This window comes from Nocardia sputi (genome assembly GCF_023501985.1).
Map to the genome: position 1 here is coordinate 475,907 of NZ_JAMFLC010000001.1, position 25,638 is coordinate 501,544.

General features: G+C 69.5%; 23 protein-coding genes and 1 pseudogene. 12 read left to right on the forward strand and 12 right to left on the reverse strand.

From position 1 onward, the window contains the following. Window positions 1-55: 55 nt before the first annotated feature. Entirely contained in the window at window positions 56-1,081 is a 1,026-nt protein-coding gene (locus M8859_RS02335) for an SMP-30/gluconolactonase/LRE family protein (protein WP_249643679.1), read from the forward strand. On the opposite strand, the gene gatB is transcribed toward M8859_RS02335, so the two are convergent. The 5 genes from gatB to M8859_RS02360 form a co-directional block, all read right to left on the reverse strand. Next, window positions 1,011-2,516, reverse strand: a complete 1,506-nt coding sequence (gatB, locus tag M8859_RS02340) for an Asp-tRNA(Asn)/Glu-tRNA(Gln) amidotransferase subunit GatB (RefSeq protein WP_159920109.1) — start codon at window positions 2,514-2,516, stop codon at window positions 1,011-1,013. The two genes, M8859_RS02335 and gatB, sit on opposite strands and share 71 nt — an antisense overlap. Before the next feature lie 63 nt (window positions 2,517-2,579). Next, the gene (locus M8859_RS02345; RefSeq protein ID WP_159920111.1) at window positions 2,580-3,956 is read right to left on the reverse strand and encodes an alpha/beta hydrolase family protein; all 1,377 of its coding nucleotides are present in this window, start codon (window positions 3,954-3,956) and stop codon (window positions 2,580-2,582) included. Between the two features lie 36 nt (window positions 3,957-3,992). Then, window positions 3,993-4,436: a hypothetical protein gene (locus tag M8859_RS02350; protein ID WP_195069313.1), complete on the reverse strand. Its 444-nt coding sequence runs from the start codon at window positions 4,434-4,436 to the stop codon at window positions 3,993-3,995. A gap of 181 nt (window positions 4,437-4,617) precedes the next feature. Beyond that, complete coding sequence (locus M8859_RS02355) at window positions 4,618-5,652, reverse strand: ATP-dependent 6-phosphofructokinase (protein WP_159838561.1); 1,035 nt, start codon at window positions 5,650-5,652, stop codon at window positions 4,618-4,620. 82 nt (window positions 5,653-5,734) lie between these two features. After that, window positions 5,735-6,625 carry a serine hydrolase gene (locus tag M8859_RS02360; protein WP_249643680.1) on the reverse strand — a complete coding sequence of 297 codons (891 nt, stop codon included), beginning with the start codon at window positions 6,623-6,625 and terminating at the stop codon, window positions 5,735-5,737. Window positions 6,626-6,788: 163 nt separating this feature from the next. Between M8859_RS02360 and M8859_RS02365 the strand changes: the two genes are divergently transcribed. Next, window positions 6,789-6,941 carry a hypothetical protein gene (locus M8859_RS02365; protein WP_159920117.1) on the forward strand — a complete coding sequence of 51 codons (153 nt, stop codon included), beginning with the start codon at window positions 6,789-6,791 and terminating at the stop codon, window positions 6,939-6,941. 73 nt (window positions 6,942-7,014) lie between these two features. Here the strand turns inward: M8859_RS02365 and M8859_RS02370 are convergent, their stop codons facing one another. The 3 genes from M8859_RS02370 to M8859_RS02380 form a co-directional block, all read right to left on the reverse strand. Beyond that, a complete protein-coding gene (locus M8859_RS02370; protein ID WP_159920119.1) occupies window positions 7,015-7,509 on the reverse strand; it encodes an SRPBCC family protein in 495 nt (164 codons plus the stop codon). Window positions 7,510-7,625: 116 nt separating this feature from the next. Next, a complete protein-coding gene (locus M8859_RS02375) occupies window positions 7,626-8,843 on the reverse strand; it encodes an RNA polymerase sigma factor (RefSeq protein ID WP_249643681.1) in 1,218 nt (405 codons plus the stop codon). Continuing rightward, on the reverse strand, window positions 8,840-9,175 hold the full coding sequence (locus M8859_RS02380) for a YciI family protein (RefSeq protein ID WP_159920123.1): 336 nt from the start codon (window positions 9,173-9,175) through the stop codon (window positions 8,840-8,842). The genes M8859_RS02375 and M8859_RS02380 overlap by 4 nt, the downstream gene beginning before the upstream one ends. A 120-nt stretch (window positions 9,176-9,295) precedes the next feature. On the opposite strand from M8859_RS02380, the gene M8859_RS02385 reads away from it, so the two are divergent. From M8859_RS02385 to M8859_RS02415, 7 genes are all read left to right on the forward strand, one after another. Beyond that, on the forward strand, window positions 9,296-10,426 hold the full coding sequence (locus tag M8859_RS02385) for a Gfo/Idh/MocA family protein (RefSeq protein WP_195069317.1): 1,131 nt from the start codon (window positions 9,296-9,298) through the stop codon (window positions 10,424-10,426). 180 nt (window positions 10,427-10,606) lie between these two features. Then, window positions 10,607-11,194: a TetR/AcrR family transcriptional regulator gene (locus tag M8859_RS02390; protein ID WP_159920127.1), complete on the forward strand. Its 588-nt coding sequence runs from the start codon at window positions 10,607-10,609 to the stop codon at window positions 11,192-11,194. Window positions 11,195-11,261: 67 nt separating this feature from the next. Next, the gene (locus tag M8859_RS02395; RefSeq protein ID WP_159920129.1) at window positions 11,262-11,585 is read left to right on the forward strand and encodes an ArsR/SmtB family transcription factor; all 324 of its coding nucleotides are present in this window, start codon (window positions 11,262-11,264) and stop codon (window positions 11,583-11,585) included. Beyond that, window positions 11,582-12,541, forward strand: coding sequence for an SRPBCC family protein (locus M8859_RS02400; RefSeq protein WP_195069318.1), 960 nt, complete (start codon window positions 11,582-11,584; stop codon window positions 12,539-12,541). The genes M8859_RS02395 and M8859_RS02400 overlap by 4 nt, the downstream gene beginning before the upstream one ends. Before the next feature lie 412 nt (window positions 12,542-12,953). Beyond that, window positions 12,954-14,171, forward strand: coding sequence for a cytochrome P450 (locus M8859_RS02405; protein WP_195069319.1), 1,218 nt, complete (start codon window positions 12,954-12,956; stop codon window positions 14,169-14,171). Window positions 14,172-14,350: 179 nt separating this feature from the next. Next, window positions 14,351-14,899 carry a cysteine dioxygenase gene (locus M8859_RS02410; RefSeq protein ID WP_159920135.1) on the forward strand — a complete coding sequence of 183 codons (549 nt, stop codon included), beginning with the start codon at window positions 14,351-14,353 and terminating at the stop codon, window positions 14,897-14,899. Continuing rightward, window positions 14,896-15,294, forward strand: coding sequence for a rhodanese-like domain-containing protein (locus M8859_RS02415; RefSeq protein ID WP_159920137.1), 399 nt, complete (start codon window positions 14,896-14,898; stop codon window positions 15,292-15,294). Before M8859_RS02410 ends, M8859_RS02415 begins: the two co-directional genes overlap by 4 nt. A 1,129-nt stretch (window positions 15,295-16,423) precedes the next feature. On the opposite strand, the pseudogene M8859_RS37875 reads toward M8859_RS02415, so the two are convergent. From M8859_RS37875 to M8859_RS02430, 3 genes and pseudogenes are all read right to left on the reverse strand, one after another. Then, a pseudogene (locus M8859_RS37875) lies at window positions 16,424-17,479 on the reverse strand (serine/threonine-protein kinase); the annotation flags it as partial. Between the two features lie 64 nt (window positions 17,480-17,543). Continuing rightward, entirely contained in the window at window positions 17,544-18,233 is a 690-nt protein-coding gene (locus tag M8859_RS02425; protein WP_195069549.1) for a response regulator, read from the reverse strand. Between the two features lie 70 nt (window positions 18,234-18,303). Further along, on the reverse strand, window positions 18,304-19,614 hold the full coding sequence (locus tag M8859_RS02430; protein WP_249643682.1) for a sensor histidine kinase: 1,311 nt from the start codon (window positions 19,612-19,614) through the stop codon (window positions 18,304-18,306). Between the two features lie 158 nt (window positions 19,615-19,772). On the opposite strand from M8859_RS02430, the gene M8859_RS02435 reads away from it, so the two are divergent. The 3 genes from M8859_RS02435 (at window position 19,773) to M8859_RS02445 (ending at window position 23,609) form a co-directional block, all read left to right on the forward strand. Beyond that, window positions 19,773-20,081: a hypothetical protein gene (locus tag M8859_RS02435; protein WP_159920141.1), complete on the forward strand. Its 309-nt coding sequence runs from the start codon at window positions 19,773-19,775 to the stop codon at window positions 20,079-20,081. A 53-nt stretch (window positions 20,082-20,134) separates the two neighbouring features. Next, window positions 20,135-20,842, forward strand: coding sequence for an ABC transporter ATP-binding protein (locus M8859_RS02440; RefSeq protein ID WP_159920143.1), 708 nt, complete (start codon window positions 20,135-20,137; stop codon window positions 20,840-20,842). Between the two features lie 274 nt (window positions 20,843-21,116). Then, complete coding sequence (locus tag M8859_RS02445; protein WP_195069320.1) at window positions 21,117-23,609, forward strand: FtsX-like permease family protein; 2,493 nt, start codon at window positions 21,117-21,119, stop codon at window positions 23,607-23,609. 10 nt (window positions 23,610-23,619) lie between these two features. Here M8859_RS02445 and M8859_RS02450 read toward each other — a convergent pair whose 3' ends face one another. Then, window positions 23,620-25,407, reverse strand: a complete 1,788-nt coding sequence (locus tag M8859_RS02450) for a serine/threonine-protein kinase (RefSeq protein ID WP_240679449.1) — start codon at window positions 25,405-25,407, stop codon at window positions 23,620-23,622. Window positions 25,408-25,638 lie beyond the last annotated feature (231 nt).

The window sequence follows — 25,638 nt, forward strand, 5'->3', positions numbered from 1 at the left end:
GTGTGTCGATCGCAAGACCATACCGACGGACCCGATTGCCATGACGGAGGAACGGATGAAGCGAGTCCTCGGTATCTCGACCGCGCTCGCCTGCGTCGGCGTCGCGGCGCTGATACCCGCGGATCGACCGGCTGCGCACCGTCCGGTGCTCCACGCCGCGATCGACCTCCCCGCAGGGTTCCAGCCGGAGGGTATCGCGATCGGGTCGCTGCCGGTGGCCTACTTCGGCTCGCGGGCGGACGGCTCCATCTACCGCGCCAGCCTGGTGACCGGGCAGGGCGCCATCCTGAGCCCCGGGCCGGGTACACCGGCGCTCGGGCTCCAGATCGACCATCGCGGTCGGCTGTTCGTCGCGGGCGGCACCGGCGGTGACGCTCGCGTCGTGGACACCCGCACGGGCGAGGTGCTGGCCAGCTACCGGCTCGCGACGCCGCCGGACACGTTCGTCAACGACGTGGTTCTCACGCCCGCGGGTGCGTGGTTCACCGACTCGCGCACGCCGGTGCTCTACCACCTGCCCCTCGGCCACGACGCCGCGCTGCCGCCGGTCGCGGCGGTGATGCGACGAGAGCTGACCGGCGCTATCCGTTACGAGCCCGGAGCGATCAACGCCAATGGGATCGTGCGCACGCCCGACGGCACGGGGCTGATCGTCATGCAGTCGGCAACCGGCAGGCTGTTCCACGTCGAGCCGGCGACGGGCGTGACGCGGCAGGTCGACCTCGGCGCCGAGCAGCTGCCCAACGGTGACGGCCTGCTCTTACGCGGCAGCACGCTGCTGGTCGTCCAGAACCGGTCCAACGCGATCGCCGTGATCGCACTCGATCCCACCGGCGCGACAGGCACGGTCGTACGGCGCGTCACCGACCCGCGTTTCGACATACCGACGACCGTCGCGGCGTTCGGCGAGCACCTGTACCTGCCGAACGCCCGCTTCACCACGCCGCCGACGCCCACCACGCCCTACAGCGCCGTCGCGATCGACCGACCTCGAACAGCCGGTTCGGCCGCTAGCTACAGGCGGCGAGCACGAGTTCGCGGACCCGGGCCGCGTCGGCCTGGCCGCGAGTGGCCTTCATGACGTCGCCGACGATCTTGCCCGCGGCCTGGACCTTGCCGGAGCGGATCTTGTCGGCGATGTCGGGGTTGGCGGCCAGCGCCTTCTCCACCTCGGACTGCAAGGCGCTGTCGTCGCTGACCATGCCCAGGCCCTTGGCCTCGACGATCTGCGCCGGATCGCCCTCGCCCGCCAGCACGTGGTCGACGACCTGCTTGGCCACCTTGTTGTTGATCGTCTTCGCGTCGACCAGCTTGATCACCTCGGCGACCTGGGCGGGGGTGATCGGCAGCTCGTCCAGCGGGACCTCGCGCTCCTTGGCCTTCTCGGTGAGGTAGGCGACCCACCACGAGCGCGCCTCGTTGGCCGGGGCGCCCGCGTCGACGGTGGCGATGATCAGATCCAGCGCGCCCGCGTTGACCAGGTCGCGCATCACCTCGTCGGACAGGCCCCAGTCGGTCTGGATGCGCGCGCGGCGCAGCCAGGGGTACTCGGGGATGGTGCCGCGCAACTGCTCGACCCATTCCGCGTCGGGGGCGACGGGCTCGAGGTCGGGCTCGGGGAAGTAGCGGTAGTCCTCGGCGGTCTCCTTGCGGCGTCCCGGCGAGGTGCTGCCGTCGGCCTCGTGGAAGTGCCTGGTCTCCTGCACGACCGTGCCGCCGCTCGCGAGCACCGCGCCCTGCCTGCGCATCTCGTAGCGCACCGCGACCTCGACGCTGCGCAGCGAGTTGACGTTCTTGGTCTCCGTGCGGGTGCCGAATTCTGTCGCGCCGACAGGCATCAAGGAGACGTTCGCGTCACAGCGCAGCGAACCCTGCTCCATCTTCACGTCGGAGACCCCGAGCGACTTCAGCAGATCCCGCAGCGCCGTGACGTAGGCCCGCGCGACTTCCGGGGCCCGCTCACCCGCGCCGGTGATCGGCTTGGTGACGATCTCGATCAGCGGCACGCCGGCGCGGTTGTAGTCCAGCAGGGAGTGGCTCGCGCCGTGGATGCGACCGGTCGCGCCGCCGACATGCACCGACTTGCCGGTGTCCTCCTCCATGTGCGCGCGCTCGATGTCCACGCGGAAGATGCTGCCGTCGTCGAGCACCACGTCCAGGTGCCCGTTCGTGGCTATCGGCTCGTCGTACTGGCTGATCTGGTAGTTCTTCGGCTGATCGGGGTAGAAGTAGTTCTTGCGCGCGAAGCGGCCCCACGGTGTGATCGAGCAGTTGAGCGCCAGCCCGATCCGGATCGCGGACTCGACGGCCTTCTGGTTGACCACCGGAAGCGAACCGGGCAGACCGAGGCACACCGGGCAGACCTGGGTGTTCGGCTCGGCGCCGAACTCGGTCGGGCAACCGCAGAACATCTTCGTCGCGGTGGACAGCTCGACGTGGACCTCCATGCCGAGCACCGGCTCGAACCGGGCGATGACATCCGAGTAATCCATCAGGTCGACCGTGGGTGCGCTCATGGCCATCAGTTTAGGTAAGCGCTCCCGCCGCAGCGCAGCGGCTCTCGCGTCGTGGCCGACGCGCTATTTCGGCGGGACCCGCTGCCGCAGCCAGCCGGTGACGTAGTCGAGCACCTCGGGAGCGACGGTCGTTTCGATGGTGCTGTATTCGCTGGGACGGCCGGTCTCGGTGGGCTGCATCAGGTGATTGAGACCCGGGAAGACGTGGACGGTCGCATCGGGGTCGGCGGCGAGGTGCTCGCGCATCGGCTGCGCGCTCTGCGCGGCGGGGACCTGGAGGTCTTTGTCGCCGAAGAAGGCGAGCACCGGGACGCGCAGGGCGGAAAGGGCGGGCGCGGGATCGTAGGCGACCAGGGCGGCCAGATACGGCGTGATCTGCGCGGCCGCTTGGTCGTCCGGCACGCGCTGTTCGGCGGGCAGGGCTTGGTTCTGCCGGATGGCCAGCTGCCTGGCGCCGTCGAGGTCCCCTGCTTTCAACAGCGCGGCCAGCTCGGTGGTGTCGCGCACCCGGGCGTCCACCTGGTCGGGCGGGGTGCCGTTCGCGGTGGCGATCAGGCGGGTCTGCTCGATGAGCACGTCCGAACCGGGGACGCCGGGCCCGGCCATCAGGACGGCGAACGCGACGCCGCTGTCCGGACGCGTGGCGACCAGCGGAGCGAGATAGCCGCCTTCGCTGTGGCCGAAGAGCCCGACCCGGGCCGGGTCGATCTCGGTGCGGGCACGCAGGAAGCCGACGCCCGCGGCCGCGTCTGCGGCCAGGTCGGTGTAGTTCGCCTCGTCCAGCTTGCCGCTCGTGCCGCCGACGCCGCGATCGTCGGTGCGCAGCACGGCGTAGCCCGCGCGGGTGAAGGTGTCGGCCAGCAGCAGGAACGGCTTGTGGCCCATGAGTTCCTCGTTGCGGTCCTGCGGACCGCTTCCGCTGATCATCAAGATGGCAGGGAACGGGCCGGAATCCTGTGGTTCGGTCAATGTGCCCGTGATGGTGATGTCGCCGTTGCGGTAGGTGACGTCCTCGGTCTTGTACGGGAACGGCGGCTTCGGTTCCTGCGGGCGCGCGGGCGGTTCGACTTCGCCTCGGCTCAGCGCCAGCCGGAAGCTCTGGCCCGCCTGCGTGAAATCGCCGGTGATCCGGTCGGTTCCGGATTCGTACTTGCCGCGGAACACCGGGTCGCCCGGGATGTCGGGGATCGCGAAGGTCACACCGTTGCGATCGGAGCTGACATCCTTCAGCTGGGCGTCCATCACACCTTGCAGCGGGATGTCGATGGTGGCCGTGCCGTCGTCGCGGAAACTGACCCCGACCTGCAGCGGCTGTCCGGGGACCTCGATGTCGCCGTGCCAATCACCGGTGGTCGGCTCGGGCGGATTCGACTCCGAGCACCCGGCCATCAATGCCGCGATCATGAACAGAGCCAACGCGATCAGTCGCCCACTGCGCATGCGGTTCACAGTACCGACAGTCCGGCTCGACCTGAGCTATTCGCCGCGCGCGTACCGCACCGCCGCGGCGATCTCCGCCATGTCCAGCCGCAGGCCCGGCTCCCGTTCCTGCACCTCGCCGAACTCCAGCAGCGCGTCCTCGACGGTCGTCTGCCGAGCGAGCCGGACCAGTTCCCGACGCACGTACTCCCCCAGCGGGACTCCGGCGGAGCGAGCTCGGCGGCCGAGAACGCCGAGCGCCTCGATGGGCAGGTCGTAACTCCGGACGAGCGCCACGGCGTCTTCGCCGATCTCCGGTGCCAGGTCGCGTCCTTCCGATTCCAGGAATTCGACGATCGTGTCATCGGCGGTGCGCCGCCGCGCAAGCGCGACCAGTTCGCGCCCGATGTAGTCCGGCAGCGGTAGCTCGGCCGAACGCGCCCGGCGGCGCAATACGGCGACGGTGGCATCGGGCAGATCGTTCAGGTGGAACTCGGCCATGCGGGCAAGCGTAGCGGGGCAACGGCGCGGACCGCAGACACAGAAACGGTTTCAGTCGCTGGTGCGCCTGCGTTCACTGGTCAGCGATCCGGTCCAACGATGGCTGACAGTCCTGATCACGACGCCATGATGCCATCCGAGGCGACGTGCTTGTCCAGACTGTCGCGCTCCGGCACCGCACTCAGCCGAAGAACGCCTCCGCTTCGCGGTAGCGCTCCGTAGGCACCCGCTTGAGCTGCTTGGTGGCTTCCGACAGGGGAACCAGGTCGATGGAGGTGCCGTGCAGCGCGACCATCTGACCGAACTTGCCCGCGTGCACCGCCTCCGCGGCGTGCAGGCCGAAGCGGGTGGCCAGCACCCGGTCGTAGGGCGTGGGGCTGCCGCCGCGCTGCACATGACCGAGCACGGTGGTGCGTACCTCTTTGCCGATGCGCCGCTCGATCTCCACACCGAGCTGCTGGGCGACGCCGGTGAAACGCTCGTGGCCGAACTCGTCGATACCACCCTCGCGCAAGGTGAATCCGGAATCCGGCGCCGGGTGCGACCCCTCGGCGACGACGCAGATGAAGTGCTTGTCGCCGCGCTGGAAACGCCGTTTGATCATGGCGCACACCTCGTCCACCTCGAACGGGACCTCCGGCACCAGAGTCAGGTGCGCGCCCGCCGCCATGCCCGCGCTGATCGCGATCCAGCCCGCGTGACGGCCCATGACCTCGATGAGCATGACGCGCTGGTGCGACTCGGCGGTGGTGTGCAGCCGGTCGATCGCCTCGGTGGCGATGCTCAGCGCGGTGTCGTGACCGAAAGTGACGTCGGTGCAGTCGATGTCGTTGTCGATGGTCTTCGGGACGCCGACCACCGGGACGCCTTCGTCGGACAACCAGCTCGCGGCCGTGAGGGTGCCCTCGCCGCCGATCGGGATGAGCGCTTCGATGCCGTTGTCGTCGAGGGTCTGTTTGATCCGGCCCAATCCGGCGCGCAGCACGTCGGGGTTGGTGCGGGCGGTACCGAGGATGGTGCCGCCTTTGGTCAGGATCCGGTCGGTGCGGTCGTCGTTGCGGATCTGGATCTTTCGGTCCTCCAATAGGCCGCGCCACCCGTCCTCGAAGCCGACGATCGCGTCTCCGTAGCGGCCGTTCGCGGTGCGAACGACGGCGCGGATGACCGCGTTCAGTCCTGGGCAGTCTCCGCCTCCGGTCAGAACTCCGATGCGCATGGCCGCTATCTTGCCCCTCTTGTCCGATCTCGGCAGCCCCACCCCCGTGAACGGCGCGTAACACTGACCTGGACAGATGACCTCATGCGGCCTGGCAGCGCCCCCCGGCCAGCTCGTCGAGATGCTGGGAGACGACCGTGGCGAGCCTGTCCAGAACGTTCATGCCGTCGCTGAACGCCCCGGAATCCGGCTGCACCGCGACCGCGATCGCGATCTGCCCCGAGGGGATGCTGATGATCCCGAACTGCCGCACCAGGTAGGCGCCCGAGGGGTCCGGGCCCCAGCCGCCCTTGAATTCGGCGCCGCTGAACTCGCCGAGACCCCAGCGCTGACTCGTGACGACCTGCTGCATCAACGCGGTCACGCGGTCGCTCTGGGGCAGGCAGGGCAACCGCGAGGCGAACCGCACCTGATCGGTCAGCGACCAGTCCGCCTGACCGAAGGCCGAATGCTCCGAGCGGGTGCGCGTGGCGGGCACGACGGTCTTGCTGTCCCCGCCTTCGCGCAACACCGCCTGCACGGCCTGCGCCGCCTCCTGCGCGCTGCCCAGCGACTGCCAGAGCACGTCGGCGGCGGCGTTGTCGGATTGCGTGATCGCCGCCGACGCGGCGTAGCTCGTGGCGCCGGGACTGCGCCGCAGCGCGGCGATGGTCAGCGGGACCTTCATCGTCGACCAGGCCGGGCCGCTGGTCCATTCACCGAAGGTGACCGCCTGCTCGCCGCCGACCGGCATGATGGCCATGCCGAGCTTGCCGCGCACGCTCGCGGCCAGTTCGGCGTAGCTCGCGGCCAGGGTGCCCGGCACGATGAGCGACAAGCCTTTCTGGTCGGTGCGCGCCGCGGCCTCGGTGATGGTGGGTTCGCTCGTCGCCGGATCCTCGGGGCGGTCGGCGCCGCACCCGGCTACCAGCGATACGACGAGGGCCGCACAGCCCAGAACGTTTCGAGCTCTGCGAAATCGACCAGTGGACATTCTCGACACACTCTTTCCGCGAACTCCGCCGGGTTGCGATGCCGGAGCGGCGTCCGGGCACCGTCCTCCGGCACGCCGACCGCCGGCCGCGACGGCAGGGGCGCGGCCACGAGTCGGCTGATTCTTGTCTCCCCGCCACATGACGACGGCGCGGTCAACAAGCATGGCCACCTCCACCTACCCGCCCGATGTCGCCGAGCGGCCGGGATCGGAACCGGCGCTGCTGAGCGCCGGCCTCACCCGAGAACTGCTTCTCGTTATCCCGGAGAACGTACTAGATGAATTGGTTACGCCCCAGTTCGCCGAAAGCAGCTGACCGCGAGAGCCATTGCGGACCAGCTCACCGCATACCAGCCTGAGTCAATAGCATTGGAGTATCACCCCAGGTGTCAGCGGTTGTAGCTCGGAATGGGGCGGCCGGCGCCGGTGGTGATCAGCTGCGGCAAGCTCTCGGTGATGTAGAAGGTCCAGCCACGCGAGCACGCTTCGAAGCAGGCGGATTCCTTCGCGGTGAGCCCTTCGTGCCTGAAGCGCAGCGTCGTGCCCCGCGCGGCGGCGGTGAGGTCGAAGATGACGTCGGTGCCGGTCCACTCGTCGTGGTCGTCGATGAAGTCGAGGTAGGAGTCCACGACGTGCCAGACCACCCGTCGGTTCGGCACGACCTCGGTGAGCTGGAACCGGGCGAAACGGATACCTTTCTTGCCTTGGGCGGCCTCCCCGGCGTGAGTGCTGTCATCGGTGAAGACGAACTCGTCGCGCACGGCGGCGGTGTCGCCGATGATGTTTTCGCTCCACCACCCGCGCACGTTGGTGATGGCGGAGAAGACCTCCTCCGGCGTCCGGTCGACGGTCGTGGCGGCGGTCAGGTACTCGGTGTTCGACATGGTTGTTGCCTCTCTCTGTTCGGTGGTTTCGCACCACCGACGAAGGAGGCCGCCCGGGATCGACATCGACGCGGAAGAATTCCCAGAAAATTCGATGCACGCGCGGTTAGCGCTGTTCAAAGGCTTCGCAGACGAGCCGTCAAGTAGCGGCGTTCGGCGTCGGTCGGCGCCAGTTCCAACGCCTGCGCGTAGAAATCGGCGGCCTCGGCGACGCGGCCGGCCCGGCGCAGCAGATCCGCCCGCGTCGCGGGCAGCAGGTAGTAGCCATCCAGTTCGCCGGACTCGGCGAGCTGGTCGACGAGGGCGAGTCCGGCGGCGATGCCGTCGGCCATCGCGATCGCCACGGCGCGGTTGAGGTCTACCACGGGAGACGGCGCCAGCCGCGCGAGCTCGGAATAGAGCGCGGCGATCTGCGGCCAATCGGTAGCCGCGGCATCGGGTGCGGTGGCATGACATGCGGCGATCGCGGCCTGTACCTGATACGGCCCGCAACGCCGCATCTCCAGCGCTTCGTCGAGCACCGCGACACCTTCGGTGATCATCGCGCGATTCCATCGGGACCGGTCCTGGTCCTCCAACGTGACCAGCACGCCGCCCTCGGTGCGACTCGCGCGGCGGGCCTCGAGCAGCAACATCAAGGCCAGCAGACCGTGCGCCTCGGGTTCGTTCGGCATCAGACCAACCAGCACCCTGGCGAGGTGGATGCCCTCAGCGGCCAGTGCCCTGCGCCCGTCTTGTTCGTCGTAGCCCTCGTTGAAGATCAGGTACAGCACCGCGAGGACAGCGGTCAGCCGCTGCGGCAGCGACTCCGCCGGTGGGACCCGGTACGGGATCCCGGCCTCGACGATCTTGCGCTTGGCGCGCACCAAGCGTTGCGCCATCGTCGGCTCCGAGGTCAGGAGCGCCTTGGCGATCTCGCCCGTGCTCAGCCCTGCCAACGTGCGTAACGTGAGGGCGACCCTGGCGGGGAACGGCAGTGCGGGATGGCAGCACGTGAAAATCAGTCGCAACCGCTCGTCCGGAATCTCCTCCGCAGGCCGCGAAATCGGATCTCGGGCCAGCACGGCGAGCTGCCGCACTTTCGCCGCTCCCGTCGTGTCACGCCGCAGCCGATCGGTCGCCCGGTGACGGGCCGTGGTGGTGAGCCACGCACCCGGACGAACCGGAACTCCATCGCGCCCCCACGTCGCCAGCGCCGCGGCGAACGCGTCCTGCGCGCAGTCCTCCGCCAGGTCCCAGTCGCCGGTCAGCCCGATCAGCGTGGCGACCACCTGGCCCCACTCCTGCCGATACGCCGCGTCGACCGCGGAACGAACCGCCTCCGGCGACGTCATTCCCACACGGGGCGGACCTCGACACAGCCCCGGCTCGCGTAGGGATGCAGCGCCGCGAGCGCGATCGCCTCGTCCAGATCAGCGCACTCCAGGATGTCGATACCGCCGATGAAGTCCTTCGTCTCCGCGAACGGGCCATCCGACACCAGGGTCTCCCCGTCACGCACCCGGACCGTGGTCGCGTCCGCCACCGGACGCAGCCGCGCGCCACCGCGCGCGGCTCCCCGTCGATCCACCTCCGCCGCATACGCCCGATGTGCCGGATCCGCCGCGATCTCCTCCATGGACGGGGACACCTTCTCGTCGTCACAGATCAGCAACACGTACTTCATAGCCCCACTATGCCCGACCCACTCGAACCCCACGCCTCCGTCGACGAGTGGCCTTACCGGTTGCCGGTCGACGGCGCACCGCCTAGTTTACTACCAAACGGTACAGAACTAGGAGCCCTCATGACCGGTCACACCACCGCACCCATCGGCGTCGGCATCGTCGGCGCGAATCCCGCTGGAAGCTGGGCCGCCGCGACCCACCTGCCCGCGCTGGCGGCATTGCCGGAGTTCCGCATCACGGCCGTGGCGACGACGAATCGCGCGTCGGCCACGGCCGCGGCCGAAGCCGCCCGGGCGCGGCACGCGTTCACCGACGCGGCGGAGCTGGCGGCGCATCCGGAGGTGGATCTGGTTGTGGCGGCGATCAAGTCCACCGGGCACGCGGCGGTGGTGCGCGCGGCGCTCGCGGCGGGGAAGCACGTCGTCTGCGAATGGCCGATGGGCACGAGCGCGGCCGAGTCCGCCGAGCTCACCGCCGCGGCGGTGGCGGCGGATGTCGTGCACACCGTTGTCCTGCAGGGCTACCACTCGCCATCGGTGAACTACGTCAAGGACCTGCTCGCCACGGGCCGCATCGGCGCCGTTTCCGCGGTCACCATCGTCGCGGCCGGAGATCCGTTCGGCGGCGGATCGATTCGGCCCGAACTGGCCTGGAGCGCCGATCCCGCCAAGGGCAGCGGGCTGCTGACGATCATGGCGGGGCACGTGCTCGGCGTCCTCGAGCACCTGGCGGGCGAACTCACCGAAGTAGCCGCCGTCCTCGCCACGCTGCACGACGAACTCACCGTGCTCGGAACCGGCCGGAGCATCCCGAACCGGCAGCCCGGGCAACTGGCACTGGTCGGCCGCCTGGCCAGTGGCGCGGCGGTCGCGGTGACCGTGCACGGAGGAAATGCCGACGCCCCGGACGGATTCGCGCTCCACATTCGCGGGACAGAGGGAACCCTGTCCATCGGCCCGCTCCAGTCCGGGATGTATATGCACTGGGCCGACTGGCGAATCCACTTGCGCTCCAACGACGGATCGGTCGAGGAGCTCCATGTCCCGGACCACTATCGCTCGGTGCCGCCCACGCTGCCCACAGGCCCGACTGCCCACGTGGCGGGCGTCTACCGCGAGACCGCCGCCGCCATCACCGAGGGCAGGGCCGCCCGCCCCGACTTCACCGTCGGCTTGCGCCAGCGCCGCCTCCTCGACGCCGTCACCGAAGCAGCGGAAACCGGCGTGCGACAGGATGTCACCGAGTTATGAGGCTCCTCGCGAGGACGGCCGGGCCGCGACGACAACGCGCGTGTGACGCCCCCGACCGGGCGATCGGCTGGGAAACCCGACTGAAGTGTGTGACGGTCGGCTCGTGGAGGCGGTGAACCGGACGGCTCGCCTTGAGATCGCCGAGTAAGGTACCGAAAGGTAAGAAACCGGGAGGTGTCCATGCCGGGAGGTCGGCCCCGCAGTTTCGACATCGACAGTGCGCTGGATCGAGCACTGGAGGTGTTCTGGCGGTACGGCTACGAGGGCGCCGCGTTGTCGGATCTCACCGCGGCGATGGGCATCAACCGTCCCAGCTTGTACGCCGCCTTCGGCAGCAAGGCCGAACTGTTCGATCGGGTGCTCGCCCGCTATGCCGAGGGTCCCGGCGGTTACGTCGCCGAAGCGCTCGAACTCCCGACCGCCCGAGCGGTCGCTGCCGCGTTCCTCGAGGGGGCGATCCAGCTGACCACCGGGCACGACAGCCCCGGCTGCCTCTCGGTGCGCAGCGCGCAGGCCTGCGGGCCGGAGGCCGAGCACAGCCGCAAGAGCGCGGTGGCGCTCCGCCTGGCCGGTGAGGCCGCGCTGCGGCGGCGCCTGGAGCAGGCGCGCGCCGACGGCGACCTACCGCGCGACAGCAAACCCGCCGACCTGGCCCGCTACCTCATGACGATCTCCGACGGGATCGCGGTCCAGGCGGCCGCGGGCGCGAGATCGCCCCACTTGCGCCGCACCGTGGACATCGCACTACGGTCCTGGCCCTGCCTCTGACCCTCGTTCCGTGAGTCCTTCCGCCAGAACACTGGCACGTATATTCCATTTCGGCTATATTGCCAATATGGCATCAACGTTCGAGGCGCTGGCCGAGCCTCGCCGCCGGGAGATTCTCGACTTGCTGCGCGCGCGGGAGCGACTGGTCGGCGACTTGGTGGCGGAGCTGCGGTTGGCCCAGCCCACCGTGTCCAAGCACCTGAAGGTTCTGCGTGGCGCGGGTTTGGTGGAGGTCCGCCACGACGCGCAGCGGCGCTGGTACCGGTTGCGACCGGAACCGCTGGCCGAGATCGAGGCATGGCTCGCGCCTTACCGTCGGATGTGGGAATCCAGCCTCGACGCCCTGGAACGCCATCTCGACGCTATGCCCGACGAGAAAGGACGACCATGACCGATTCCCGAGCACGGCTGCACACGATCGACGGCGCCCCGACCCTGCGTTTCGAACGCAGGCTGGCACATCCGCCGGAGAAGGTGTGGCGCGCGATCAGCGACCCGGCCGAGATGGCCGCCTGGTTCCCGGCGGCTGTCACGACCGAGCTGCGACCGGGCGCCGCGATGCGCTTCACCTTCGCCGACGCACCCGAGACCACCGACAGCGTCTCCGCGGGAGAGGTACTCGAAGTCGACCCGCCCAAGGTCTACATGTTCCGCTGGAGCCAGGACGTGCTGCGATTCGAGCTCGTGGCCGACGGCGACGGGACATTGCTGATCTTCACCCACGTCCTCGGCGGAGGACCGCGAGCACGGCTCGGCGCCGCCAGGTCGGCGGTCGGTTGGGACCGCTGCCTGTCCGCGCTCGCCGCCGACCTCGACGGCGCCCACACCGAGCCGGACAGGAGCTGGCTGACGGACATCGAAAGCTACGTCGCGGATTTCGGGCTCGACACCGGCATGTGTGACGAGGTCCCCGACGGCTACGTGCTGCGGTTCGCCCGCGATCTGGTGTGGCAGCCGCCGGAAACGCTCTGGTCACTGCTTGTCGAGGACGAGATTCCCGCCGTGGGCGCTCCCCCACCCGCCCGCGCGACGAACCAGCATGTCGAGGCGGGCGCACTCCTCGGCGTCGATCCGCCCCGATCGATGGAATACCGGTGGCGGCACGAGGGCACCGTCGTCGGCACGGTGCGCTGGTCCTTCGAAGCCGATCCCGACTTCGGCGTGTGGGTGGAACTCACCCAGACCGTACCGGCGCGACTGGCTCGGCTGCGGCCGACCTTACTGGCCGCCTGGCACGTGCACCTGGAACTCTTCTTCGCCGCCACCCAAGGCGACATCCGCTGCCCCTGGCCTGCCGATCGCGTCGCCGTGCTGGCCGAACGGTATGCGGCGGACCTCGGCGAGTAAGCGAATCCCCGCCCCCGCACGAGGATGCCCGACTGCGCCGCGCGGACGAAGCGGCGGCAGGCTCGGCGATTCGAGCTGCCCGCGCCGCTTCGTCCGCCGTCGCCGCGCTCAACAGCGTCGGAAGGCACGGCGAACGAGCGACTACTCCCGTGCGCGGCAGGTCCACAGCCGACGCGACCTCGGAGCGGATAGCTCCGCATTCAGTGATCAAGCGGCGCAAACGACCCCACGGCCGGGTTCGGACTGCTTACGATCCCGTGGCACATCGTGAACACGCACCTGACCGGCGCGTAGCCGACCGCGTGCCGGCACGCATCGACCGCGTCATCGAAGAGTCTGCCCTCTGGAGTCGAGCCCTTTGTCCACGCCACAATCCCCGCAATCCGCCTCGGAGAGCGCGAAAGGCTGCCCCGTGCAGCACGGTTCACCGCTCGATACCGACGAACCCCGGATCGCGTTGTACACGGAAGCATTCGCCGCCGACCCGCATCACGCCTACCGTGAGATGCGCCGCCGGTACGGTGCGCTCGTGCCGGTCGAACTGGCGCCGAACGTGCCCGCTACATTGGTGATCGGCTACTACGCGGCGCTGCGAATTCTCAACGACCCGACGCACTTTCCCGCCGATCCACGGACGTGGCAGCAGGGCATTCCGGGTGACTGCCCCATCCTGCCGATGATGGAGTGGCGGCCGAACGCGTTGCGCAATACCGGGTTCGAGCATCAGCGCTACCGCCAAGTGAATGTCGCCAGCCTCGTCGAGGTCGATCTGCACGCATTGCATACGACCACCGAACGGGTCGCGGGCCCGCTGATCAATGCCTTCTGCCAGGACGGCGCGGCAGACCTGATCAGCCAGTACGCGTTCCCCCTCACGTTCGCGGTGCTCAACTCGATGCTCGGCTGCCCGCCGGAGATCGGGCAGCAAGTCGCGATGGGCATGGCCGCCATCTTCGAGGGCGTCAACGCGGAAAAGGGCAACGCGATGCTCGCCGACGCGCTGTTCGACCTGGTGCAGATGAAGCGAAGGAATCCGGGCGACGACATCACCTCGCGGCTGCTGCGCCACCCCACCGGCCTCGACGACATGGAGATGATCCACCAACTGGTCACCCTGTACGGAGCGGGCATCGAACCACAGCAGAACCTGATCGCCAATACCCTGCGGTTGATGCTCACCGACCGCCGGTTCGCGAGCGGGATCTTCGGCGGCAGCCTCTCCACCCGCGAGGCCCTCGACGAGGTGCTGTTCACCGATCCGCCGGGAGCCAACTACTGCTTCAGCTACCCGAAACAGCCGATCCTGGTCGACGACGTGTGGTTGCCCGCGCACCAGCCGGTCGTGATCAGCATGGCGGCGTGCAACAACGACCCGGCCATCCACACCGGCGAGTACACCGACAACCGAGCGCATCTCGCGTGGGGTGCTGGACCGCACGCGTGCCCCGCCAGATCCATGGCCTACCTGATCGCGCAGGACGCCATCGATCAACTACTCGATGCCCTGCCCGAGCTACGGCTCGCGGTCGCGCCGGAGGAACTGGGCTGGCGGCCGGGTCCATTCCACCGTGCCCTCGTGTCGCTGCCCGTCGTCTTCCCGAAATCCCCGCCCTTGCCCGCGTTCGGGTAGAACGGCCGCGTGCAGGCGGCCTTCTCGGGCCTGGCGGTAGCCGGGATCGCGCGGCCCGGCGGCGGACGGTTGAATTTTGTTCGCGCTGATCGTGATTGGTGGCAAACGTGCCGGGATGCAGCAGAATCCACGCGGCGCAGCCGCGGAGCGCTCATCCGACCGACACGTCAGGAGCACATGTGACCACATCTCTTCCGGTGAATCTCAAGCACGCTCGCGACATCCATCCCGGCATAGACCTGCCGGTGGTGCGAGACGCCCTCCATCCGGACCGGGCACTGTGGTCGCCGGCGCAACTACAGAGACTGACCAGCGAAGTGGCCGCGGAGTTGGCGACGCCGCTGCTGGACATCGCGCGCTTCGATCCCCAGCAGCGCTGGTGGACCCGCCTCGCCTTGACCATGGGCGTCGAATTGTGGCTGCTGTCCTGGGCGCCGGGTCAAGGCACCGAACCGCACGACCACGGCGGCGCTTCCGGTGCGTTCACCATGACCGTCGGCGAACTCCGCGAGGAATACCTGCACCTCGGCGGCCAGGTACGGAAGGCGCAACGGCGAGCCGGTGACACGGTCGCGTTCGGGCCCGATCGAGCGCACCAGCTCCGCAACGACAAGCCGTGGCCCGCCGCGTCGGTGCACGCGTACTCGCCGCCGCTGCGCCCGGTTCGCGAATACCGTACGCTCACGGATTTCACGGGGACATCAGCGAGCGGAGTAGGTGAACGATGAGCACAGGCGCCGAGGAAATGGTGGCGCGAGCCAGGGCGCGACTACAGCGGGTCGCGCCGGAGCAGGCGGCCGCGTTGCAGTCCGACGGCGGATTGATCGTGGACATCAGGCCGCACGCGAATCGGCTCGCCGAGGGCGAGATACCCGGTGCGGTCGTGGTCGAACGGATCGTCCTGGAGTGGCGCCTCGATCCGAACGGCGAACACCGGCTACCCGGCCTCACCGCGGACACCCCGGTGGTGATCGTGTGCAACGAGGGCTACGCGTCGAGTCTGGCCGCCGCCGACGGGCTCGGTCTCGGCCTGCGCCGGGTGACCGACCTCGTCGGCGGTTTCCGGGCATGGAAAGCGGCGGGCTTGGCAGTGGTCCCGGGCGGAACGCCGGCCGTGCCGTAGCCCGCCGTCGTGCACGTCAGTAGACGTAAACGACCGCGTTCTCACCGCCACTGCACGTGATGATCTGACCTTCGGGTTGGCAACTCATCGTGTAGCTCCGTCCGGTGACGGGGCTGGTCGCGACGACCGTGCGCGGCGCGTCGCGTGCCGCGTTCTGCGCCGTGCCGAGTTCGGCATAGGCTCTGCGCACCTCTTCGGCGAAGGCGCAACTCGTCACGGCGGTGCCCGTCGCCGACTGGGTGAACGACCCGGAGGCCGCCCGTCCCTCGCCGCACGGCTGCGCACCAGCGGGCAGGCTGACCGGAGTCGGCTTGACCGAGGTGGACGTCGCGCGCGCGGCCGATGTGCTGCTCGGCGCCCGAGTGCTGGGACGCACGGCCGGCGCGGACGTCTCGGAGTGCGCGGCGGCGGAGGTCGTCTCGACTGCGCCGGAACCGAACGACTGCCAGGCTACCGCGCCGACGACGGCGACCGCGACGACGGCGAGAACGGCCGCCATGATGGGCAGCGCTATGGAGCGACCGGGACGCGACGAGGAGTAAGCGGACTCGTCGTAGTCGTCGTAGTCGTACTCCGGCTCGTCACGGCCCAGCGGGTAGCCGGTGCGCGCGGGGTAGTCGCCCCGGGGCGGATAGTCCGTGCGAGTCGCGAGGCCGTCCTGCCCCACCGGCGCGAGATATTCGGTCGGGGCAGCCTCGGGGGCGGGGAGATGGTCGGACGCGTCCGGCGGGGCGGCCGCGCCGGGTGGCTGTCGGTGCTCCGGATACCGCCTGGTGTCCTCCGAGTAGTTCCCGACTCCGGGATGTCGTTGCGTCTCGGCCTGATCGGGTGCCTGGGAGTACGCCTGCGGCGGCAGGTCGGCGTATGCCCATCCCGCGGCCGGTTCCGGGTACGCCCGGGTGGAGTCGGGAGCACCCGGCGCGGAGTCGTCCAGCTGTTCGGCGTACGGCTGCGCGGAACCGACGAGGTCCGGCGACGGGTAGGACTGTTGGATGCCTTGCGGGTACACCTGCGTGGGCGGGGCCGGGTAGTGCTGCGCGTCTTGGTGTCCCGCGGCCTCGAGGTACGCCTGGGTCTCCGGGTACAGATGCGCGTCCGGGAACGGGCGCATCGGGGGCAGCTCCACCTCGGGCGGGTACGGCGCTCGCGGACCCTGCGGCGGCGGGTCCACCGACGGGAGCGGCGTGAACTGGAGCTCCGTCGGACGGACCACCGTCGGCGCGCTCGGACGGATCACCGCGGGCAAGGACAACTCGCCCGTCGATTCCGGTGCGACCGCCGCACCGGCTTGCTCGCCCGCGCGTGGCGTCCGGTCGGGCGCGCGCACGACCAGCGTCGGTCCGGTGGCCGTCGCCGAGGCGAGGGCGGCGCGTGCGGCTGCGGCCAGTGCGCTCGCGGCCGGGAAGCGGTCGGCCGGGTCCTTGGCCATGCCGCGCCGGATCACCTCGTCCAACGCGGCCGGAACGCCAGGTGCCTGAGTGCTCGGCCGCGGCGGCGGATCGGACAGATGCGACTTGATCAAGACGTTCATGCTGCCCGAAGGGAACGGCGTCGCTCCGGTCAGGCATTCGTGCAGCACGCAGGCCAGTGAGTACACGTCGGCGCGGCCGGTGACCGGTCCGACGTCGAAGCGTTCCGGGGCCATGTAGATGTAGGAGCCGACGGCCATGCCGACCAGCGTCACCGCGCTGTCGCCTTCGGTGTGCGCGATCCCGAAATCGGCGAGATACGCGAAATCCTGGTCCGTGACCAGGATGTTCGCCGGTTTGACGTCACGGTGCACCAGATTGCTCGCGTGCGCGGCGTCCAGGGCCGAGGCGATCTGCTCGATGATGCCGACGGCGCGAGCCGGACTCAGCGGCCCCCGGCCGCGCAACAGGGTGCGCAGGTCGACGCCCCGGACCAGCCGCATGTCGATGAACAGCACACCGTCGATCACGCCCCAGTCGTGGACCGGGATGACGTGCGGTTCGGCCAGCCGCGCGGCGGCCTGCGATTCCCGGCGGAACCGCACCTGGTAGGTCGGGTCCGCGGCGAGCTCTTCCGACAGCAGCTTGACCGCGACCTCACGGCCCTTGACCGTGTCGTATGCCTCGTAGACCTCCCCCATTCCCCCCTTGCCCAGCAACGACCGCAGTTCGTACGGCCCGAACCGCGTTCCGGTTCTCGGCCCAGGTTCCTGCACCCGTCATCCTCCGCATCCCGGGCAGCACACCACGATCACGCGGTACGCGACCGGAGCCTGCCCGTCAAAGATTGGATTCTCCGGGTGTCACCACCCCGTGGTCAAACGCGAACACGATCGCCGCGGCTCGATCCCGTAGATCGAGCTTGCCGAAGATATGTCCCACATGGCTTTTCACGGTCACTTCCGAGATGCCGAGCTCGCGTGCGATTTCCGCGTTGACCCGACCGCGCCCGATCAGTTCGAGCACCTCGTACTCCCGCGCGGTCAGCTCGGACAGCCGGGCATCGCTGGTGGTGCGGACCGGACGTACCGTGCGGTAGGCCGACAGCACACGACCGGTCACCGAGGGATCCAGCCACGCTCCGCCGCCCGCGATCATCCGCACCGCGCGGATGAGGTCCTCGGCGGGCGAGTCCTTGAGGATGAATCCGGCCGCGCCCGCGCGCAGCGCTCCGGACAGCAACTGGTCGTCGTCGAAGGTGGTGAGCACCAGCACCGGCGGGGCGCCCTCGCGCGCCCGCAGCATCCTGGTCGCGTCGATCCCCCCGACCCGTTTCATCCGCAGGTCCATCAGCACCACATCGGGGCGCGACTGCGCGACGGCGGCGGGCACTTCGTCGCCGTCGGCGCACTCGGCGACCACGAAGCCGTCCCGCCTGCGCAGGATGCGCCGCAGACCGCCGCGCACGAGTTCCTGGTCGTCGACCACCAGTACGGTCACGGCATCTTCGCCACTCGCGGGCGACGGCACGCTCACGACCGCTCCTCGCCGACGCTCGGCGCCGTCGTGCCGCTGCCTCGACTCACTCGCTGGGGCTCCCTCACGTCCCTTCCCTTCCGGTCGCCGCGGTGCCGAGCACCGAACAAGAGAATCCGCCGCGGCCGGGCGCGAGCGGAATGCCCGCGCGCACCGACCAACCTCGATCGGACGGGCCCGCCGTCATCCGGCCACCGAGCAGTTCGGCGCGCTGCCGCATGCCGGAAAGCCCCATGCCCGCGCCGCGCTGCCCGGGCGGCCCGGCGGGCAGCGTGTTGTCCACCGTCAGGGTCACCATCGTCGCGTCCACCGCGAGCCGGACCCGCGCGGACGCGCCGTGGGCGTGCTTGACGACGTTCGCCAGCGACTCCTGGCCGATCCGGTACAGCGCGAGCCCGACCGCGGGGGACACCGCCCCGAGGTCGCCGTGGCGGTCGTAGCGCACGTCCAGACCGGCCCGCACGAAATCGCCGACCAAGTCCTCGATGTCCTCCACGCCGGGTTCCGGTACCTGTTTCCAGGGGCGCGCGTCGAGCAGGCCCACCGTGCGGCGGATGTCGGCCATGGCCTGCCTGCCGAGCCGCTCGGCGTCGGTCAGCGCTTCCACGGCTTCGTCCACGTCGCGATCGGTTTGCAGCGCGTGCCGGGCGGCGGTGAGATGCAACAGGGTGATGCTCAGCGAGTGCGCGATCACGTCGTGCACTTCACGGGCGATCCGGTGGCGCTCTTCGTCGGCAGCCTGCGCCGCGCGGATGTCCTGGTACCCGCGTTCCTGGTAGAGGAAACGGCGCTGATATTGCAGCATCAGTCCGGCCATCCAGCCGAACGCGATGCCGACCAGGTATGTGGGCAGCCCTTCGGGCACGTGACCGATCGCGTCGAAGGCGACCAGTTGGAGCATCATCGCGACCGTCACCGGGATACTCACCCGCTTCGGCGCGATCGCCGCGATCTCACCCGCGGCGGCCACCAGGACGAAGGGCGCGAAGTCGGCCGCGACCGGTTGGGCGAGGAACAGCGCCTCGGCCGCCATGGCGAGCACGCCGAGCAGCAGCGGGCGCGGGAGCACGCCGAGCAACGCGTGCAGCGGACCGAAGGCACACGTCAGCAGCACGGCGATGATCGGAAGCACGGTCGGGAAGTAACTGTGCCGCTGCACGGCCGCCGCGACCGCCACGACGAGCACCGCGACGTCGACGCTGATGATGATCGAAGGCGGGTAGTCGTAGGGCAACTCCTCGACGCTGCGCCGGAACGCCGCGACCGGATCGCGGCCGAACTCGGCGCACCGCAGGCGGATGCGCTGCATCGAGGCCCGCACGCGGCCTGCCCGAGGCGTACTGGGCGGTGCTGCGGATACGCCGGTCGAACCCATTCTCCAAGGCTAGCCGCCGTCCGGGTGCCGGTACATCGTCCCCGAAGCGGGCCGCCACTCCTACCGTGGGCGGAGACGCATTCGGGTCCCTGGCACGACGACAACAAGACGGTCGCGTCCGTAGCGTTGGCGGTAGTTCACAGAGGAAGGCGATGGCCATGTCCTGGACCGATCAGCACGCTCGAACCGACATCGTGCACACCGTGCTCACCCGTGCGGCGCTCGACCCGACCGATCCCGACCTGTTCGAGGGGCTCCCCGACCTGGATCGACTGTTCGGGGGCGTGGACGGACTATTGCTCACGCTGCGCTACCGATGGAACCTTCATTACGCCGCGAAACTCGACCAGGGATCGACGGCGATGGAGGCCTATCTCGAGCTGGCGGCCGAGCAGCCGGTGCTGCGCGCGGTGCTCGATGCACAGTATCGTCGCCGCAAACTCGCGTCGGAGGCCATGGCGCGGTAACGCGCCACGAGGGACGAACAACTTTGATCGACGGTACGGAGCGGGGGACATCGATGGCGGAGCCGGCAATGCTGGAACTATCGGGCGTGACGAAGGAGTATCGGGTCGGCGGCCAGGCCGTCCGCGCGCTCGATGACGTCGGATTGCGTATCGAGCCGGGCGAATTCACTTCGATCATCGGGCCCTCGGGATCCGGCAAGAGTACTCTGCTGCACTTGCTCGGCGCCTTGGACAGTCCCGACGCGGGCTCGATCCGGTTCCGGGGCGAGGAGATCGGCGCACTGGACGAGGAACAGCAGTCGGCGTTCCGTCGCCACCAGGTGGGTTTCGTGTTCCAGTTCTTCAACCTGCTGCCCACGCTGTCGGCATGGGAGAACGTGGCGATCCCGAAGCTGCTGGACGGCACGGGTTTGCGCAGGGCCAGACCGCGCGCGCTGCAATTGCTCGACCGGGTCGGGCTCGGGCAGCGGGCCGAACACCGCCCCGCCGAACTGTCCGGTGGGCAGATGCAGCGGGTGGCGGTGGCGCGGGCGCTGATCATGGACCCGCCGTTGATCCTGGCCGACGAACCCACCGGCAACCTCGACTCCAAGACCGGCGCCGCCATCCTCGAATTGCTCGGGGAGATCGCCGGATCGGGCAGTTCGGTGGTGATGGTGACCCACGACATGGGCGCGGTGACCTACTGCGACCGCGTGATCACCTTGCGCGACGGGCGGATCGGGTCCAACGACAAGGTCGAGCGGACGGTCAACGCGTGAGCGGTCAGGCCCGGAGGCGGCAGCGAAGCGTAACCCCGCAGGGCCCCGCTCACGCGAACAACCAACACCGCGTGAGCGGTCAGGCCCGCAGGCGGCAGCGAAGCGTAACCCCGCAGGGCCCCGCTCACGCGAACAACCAACACCGCGTGAGCGGTCAGGCCCGCAGGCGGCAGCGAAGCGTAACCCCGCAGGGCCCCGCTCACGCGAACAACCAACACCGCGTGAGCGGTCAGGCCCGCAGGCGGCAGCGAAGCGTGAGCATGGAGACCCCCGCATGATCGGCGCCGCGTGGGATCGGCTGCGACTGTTCAATATCGGCGAGTTGCTCGCCCACCGCGGCCGCACCCTGATGTCGCTGGTGGTGATGGGTGTCTCGGCGTCGCTCCTGGTGGCGGTGCTCAGTATCTCCGGCTCGGTCACCGGCTCGGTGGACAAGCTGACCCGCGGCTTGGGCGGCAAGGCGCAGTTGGAGGTCAGTGGGATCACCGACGCCGGCTTCGACCAGCAATTGCTGCGGCGGATCGCGACCACGCCGGGCGTCGCGGTGGCGGTGCCGATGCTGCGGGCGCAGATCGGCACCGGCGCCGACCGCGCGCTGCTGATCGGCGCCGACGCGAATATCGGGGCGCTGGGCAGTGAATTGACCGCCCCGATGGGCGCGTTCACGGGGAAGCTTCTCTCGGTGCCCAACGGGGTACTGGTGGGCACCGGGCTCGGCCGCGCCGAGGGCGAGCAGTTCACGCTGGGCGGTACGACCGTCACGGTCGCGGGCGTCCTCGACGAGGAGACTTCCCGGAAACTCAACGACGGACATCTCATCGCCGCCCCCCTCGGGCTCGCGCAGAAGATCACCGATCGGGTGGGGCGGCTGGATTCCGTCCAGATCGTTCCCGCCGAGGGCGCCGACGCGGCGCAGGTGCGCGCGGCGCTCACCGAGGCGGTGGACGGGCGCGCGGTGGTGGCCGAGCCCAGTCTGCGCACCGCGCAGGCGGGCGGCGCGGTGCAGATCGTGCGTTACTCCACCACCATGGCTTCCGCCGCCGCGCTGATCGTCTCGGCGTTCCTCATCTACAACGCGATGAGCATGGCGATCGCCCAGCGCAGGCCGATGCTGTCGCTGTTACGCGCGATCGGCGGCAAACGCGGCCCGATGGTGCGTGACCTCTTGGCCGAGGCCGCGCTGCTCGGGGTGCTGGGCGGTGCGGTGGGCGCGGCGCTGGGGGTTTTCATGGGCAGTGTCGCGATCGGCACCCTGCCCACCGCGATCGTGCAGTCGGTGGAGGCGCGCACCGAATACTCGGTGCCCTGGTACGTGATTCCGTTCGCCGTCGTGGCGTGCGTGTTCACCAGTGTGCTCGCGGCGGCGCTGGCCGCCCGCCAGGTGTACAAGGTGCGGCCCATCGAGGCGCTGGTTCCGGTCGGTGCGGGCCGGTCCGATGCGGGAAGCCCGCTGCTGCGCTGGCTGGCCGTCGCGGTCGGCGGCGGGCTGGCCGGGGCCGCGGTGCTGATCGCGAGCAGCGATCTCGGCCGTTACTCGCTGACCGCCATCTCGATCTCTTTCATCGCCGCGATCCTGCTGTGTTTCGCCGCCACCGGTCCGATCGTGTGGGCCGCGGCCGGAATCGCACGCTGGTTCCGCGCTCCCGGCGCATTGGGCGCGACCACCCTGCAACGCTCGCCGCGTCGCGTGTGGGCCACGGCGATGACGGTGATGATCGGCGTCGGGGCCACCGTCGGCATGAGCGGCGCGTCGAGCAACATGATCGACTCGGCCACCGTGACTTTCACCGATCTCGCGCGCAACGACGCCTACATCAGTCCGGCGTCGATGGCGCAATTCCCCACCGGGCCGCTGCTGCCCGCGGATCTGGCGGGCAAGCTCGCGGCGGTGCCCGGCGTCGCGCATCTGAGCCCGGCGCAGATGGCCTTCGCCACGCTCGGCGGCAGTCGCGTGATGCTGCAGGGGTTTCCGCCGGATGCCCGCGAAACCCGCATGCGCATGCTCACCGACGATTCGGTCGCCCGGCTGTCGGCCGGGGAGGGCGTGGCGATCTCCCGCGACGTGGCTCGCTCACTCGGCGTCGGCGCGGGCGCGGAATTGACCTTGCCGACGCCGACCGGCCCGCGCACCGTGCGGGTGCTGCAGGTGATCCCGTACTTCTCCGCCATCGCGGGCGTGGTGATGATGGACTTGAATCTGATGCGCGACTGGTACGAGCGGCCCGGCGAGACGGTCATCGCCGTCGACTTCGAACCCGGCGCCGATCGCGCGGCGGTCCTCGCGGCGATCCGGCAGGTGGTGCCGCCGGAGTTGAACGTGGACACCGGCGCCGACACGGTGGTGGCCGCGTCGTCGAGCATCCGGCAGGGGATGGCGATGAGCAATGCCATTCTCTGGATCGTGGTGCTGGTCGCCACGGTGGCGTTGCTCAACACGTTGATGCTCTCGGTGCTGGAGCGACGCAGGGAACTCGGCGTGCTGCGTGCCATGGGCAGCGGGCGCAGATTCCTGATGCGTTCGGTGCTGGCCGAAGCCGCGGGCATCGGGCTCGTCGGCGCGGTACTGGGTTTGGCTCTCGGCGCGGCGGTGCAGTACCTGGCCACGGTGGCCATCGGACATGCCTTGACCATCGACGTCGTCTACCAGCCGAGCCCGATGTTGCTGGTCTACGGCTTGATCGCACTGGCGCTGGCGCTGCTCGGGTCGATCCCGCCCGCGCTGCGGGCGGCCCGGCTGCCCATCGTGGAGGCGCTCGCGGTCGACTGAACCGACCAGCTCACAACGGCAGTTCGGCGAACCAGGTCTTGAATTTCGCGGCGGTGATGCCGAATCCGGAGCTCGGCATGCTGTCGGTGAGCGTCACCGTGGCGAACAGCAGGTAGCTCGACCGGGCCGGGTCGTCGTCGAAATCGACGACCAGGAAACCGTCCGGCAATCCGCCGGACTTCTCCTGCCACCGGTAGGTCGAATACGCTGTGCCACCGTTGCGTTCGGTGGCCGCCGTGTTCGACGGCAGGTCTTGTACCGCGGCTCGGGCGTCCTGCGGCGACTTGAAGCCGATGAGGACGTAGTCGGGTTCGTCGATCGGCGTGCCCCAGCAGTTCCAGGCCGTCGCCCAGTTCGGGAAGTCGGGTACCCCGTTGCCGCTGGAGACCTTGCTGCCCGGCTTGGCCGTACCGAGGAAGCAGGTCTTGCCGCGATAACCCGGCCCGGAGCCGACACCGTATTTCGTGTCGACCCCCTGCGGCAGCAATTCCGGGAACGCCTTGGCGAGCTTGTCCGCGTCGGACGGCCCCGCGGGCGTCTTGGTGCCGAGGTCGAGCGGCGACGCGGAGTCCGAGAATCCGACCTTCGCGACGACGATGCCGCCTCCGACGAGCAGTGCCACGATCACCAGGACGATCGTCACGATCAGCCCCGTATTGGAGCGACCTTGCGACGGATAGCCGGGCGGCTGGGACGGATAACCCGTTGGTCCGGGGGGTGCGGAATACGGGGGCGGCGCCGCGTAATTCGGCTGGGAAGCGGGCGCCGCGTAATTGTCGGACGAGGGAAAGTGCTGTCCGCCGGTTGGGTTCGGGTTGTACTGCGGCGGCGCCGTGTAGCTCGGGGCGGCCCCCGCGGGAACGTAGATCGGCGGACTCGCCTCCGGCGCCGGATGAGCCGGTTGCGCGAGGACGGTTGGCGCGGGCTGCGGCTGGTACTGGGCGGCCACCACGGTCGGGGCGGGCTCGGTGAGCGCCCGACGGGCCGCCGCGGCGAATTCGGCGCAGGAGGCGAAGCGGTCGTCCGGTCGCTTCGCCATGGCCCTGGCGATCACCGCGTCGAGCGCGGGTGACAAACCGGCGCGGCGGGCCGCGACGGAGGGCGGCGGCAACTGGAGATGCCCGCGAATGATGTCGGCCGGAGCCGGGGCGTCGAATGGGGCGATGCCGGTGAGCAACCAGTACAGCGCGCAGGCCAGCGAGTACTGGTCGGAGCGGTGATCGAGGTGCGCACCGGTCATCTGCTCCGGCGAGGCGTAGGCCAGCGTCGCGGTGAACATGCCGGTCTGGGTCAGATGGGTGGAATCCTCGCGCAGGCGGGCGATGCCGAAATCGGTGAGGAAGACCCGCTCGCCATGGCCGCCCATCGCGCGGGCCAGCATGATGTTCGCGGGCTTGACGTCCCGGTGCAGCACTCCCATCCCGTGCGCGTAATCCAGTGCGGCCGCGACGCCCTCGATGATCTGCACGGCGCGCTCCGGCGGCAGGCTCTGCGGATTCACCGTCGCCGCGTCGATGCCGTCGACGTACTGCATGGAGATCCACAGTTGTTCGTCCTCGGCGCCGCGGTCGTACACCGCGACGATGTTCGGATGGTCCAACTGGGCCGCCAGGTCCGCCTCCCGCTCGAACCGGGCGCGGACCTCCACGTCGGTGAACAGCTCCCGGTTGAGCAGCTTGAGCGCGGTCTGCCGCGGCAGTCTGGGGTGACGGGCGAGATACACCGACCCCATGCCGCCCTGGCCGAGCAGCTTCTCTATGGTGAACCCGGCGAACACCGCACCGCTGTCGAGCAACACGCCCCCTTCAGGTGACCGCGGCGACCGGACATCACGTCCGGGCGCTTTCCTATCGATCACGGAGCCTACCGGGTGACCCCGTGGCCACGGGGTTTCGAATTCTCCGGGAAGATCCGCAAAACTATGTCCGAGATATCGTGCCGGCGACACCGTCGCGTGCCGCGGCGATGTCTCTCGTCCGGTCACCGACCGGACGAGCCCGATGAGCTATTTTGCACCGCCGAAGAACAG

Excerpts from the sequence above, each read along its gene's own strand:
- M8859_RS02335 (WP_249643679.1), top strand. The coding sequence starts at position 56 with ATGAAGCGAGTCCTCGGTATCTCGACCGCGCTCGCCTGCGTCGGCGTC.
- gatB (WP_159920109.1), bottom strand. The coding sequence starts at position 2,516 with ATGAGCGCACCCACGGTCGACCTGATGGATTACTCGGATGTCATCGCC.
- M8859_RS02345 (WP_159920111.1), bottom strand. The coding sequence starts at position 3,956 with ATGCGCAGTGGGCGACTGATCGCGTTGGCTCTGTTCATGATCGCGGCA.
- M8859_RS02350 (WP_195069313.1), bottom strand. The coding sequence starts at position 4,436 with ATGGCCGAGTTCCACCTGAACGATCTGCCCGATGCCACCGTCGCCGTA.
- M8859_RS02355 (WP_159838561.1), bottom strand. The coding sequence starts at position 5,652 with ATGCGCATCGGAGTTCTGACCGGAGGCGGAGACTGCCCAGGACTGAAC.
- M8859_RS02360 (WP_249643680.1), bottom strand. The coding sequence starts at position 6,625 with ATGTCCACTGGTCGATTTCGCAGAGCTCGAAACGTTCTGGGCTGTGCG.
- M8859_RS02365 (WP_159920117.1), top strand. The coding sequence starts at position 6,789 with ATGGCCACCTCCACCTACCCGCCCGATGTCGCCGAGCGGCCGGGATCG.
- M8859_RS02370 (WP_159920119.1), bottom strand. The coding sequence starts at position 7,509 with ATGTCGAACACCGAGTACCTGACCGCCGCCACGACCGTCGACCGGACG.
- M8859_RS02375 (WP_249643681.1), bottom strand. The coding sequence starts at position 8,843 with ATGACGTCGCCGGAGGCGGTTCGTTCCGCGGTCGACGCGGCGTATCGG.
- M8859_RS02380 (WP_159920123.1), bottom strand. The coding sequence starts at position 9,175 with ATGAAGTACGTGTTGCTGATCTGTGACGACGAGAAGGTGTCCCCGTCC.
- M8859_RS02385 (WP_195069317.1), top strand. The coding sequence starts at position 9,296 with ATGACCGGTCACACCACCGCACCCATCGGCGTCGGCATCGTCGGCGCG.
- M8859_RS02390 (WP_159920127.1), top strand. The coding sequence starts at position 10,607 with ATGCCGGGAGGTCGGCCCCGCAGTTTCGACATCGACAGTGCGCTGGAT.
- M8859_RS02395 (WP_159920129.1), top strand. The coding sequence starts at position 11,262 with ATGGCATCAACGTTCGAGGCGCTGGCCGAGCCTCGCCGCCGGGAGATT.
- M8859_RS02400 (WP_195069318.1), top strand. The coding sequence starts at position 11,582 with ATGACCGATTCCCGAGCACGGCTGCACACGATCGACGGCGCCCCGACC.
- M8859_RS02415 (WP_159920137.1), top strand. The coding sequence starts at position 14,896 with ATGAGCACAGGCGCCGAGGAAATGGTGGCGCGAGCCAGGGCGCGACTA.
- M8859_RS02430 (WP_249643682.1), bottom strand. The coding sequence starts at position 19,614 with ATGGGTTCGACCGGCGTATCCGCAGCACCGCCCAGTACGCCTCGGGCA.
- M8859_RS02435 (WP_159920141.1), top strand. The coding sequence starts at position 19,773 with ATGTCCTGGACCGATCAGCACGCTCGAACCGACATCGTGCACACCGTG.
- M8859_RS02440 (WP_159920143.1), top strand. The coding sequence starts at position 20,135 with ATGGCGGAGCCGGCAATGCTGGAACTATCGGGCGTGACGAAGGAGTAT.
- M8859_RS02445 (WP_195069320.1), top strand. The coding sequence starts at position 21,117 with ATGATCGGCGCCGCGTGGGATCGGCTGCGACTGTTCAATATCGGCGAG.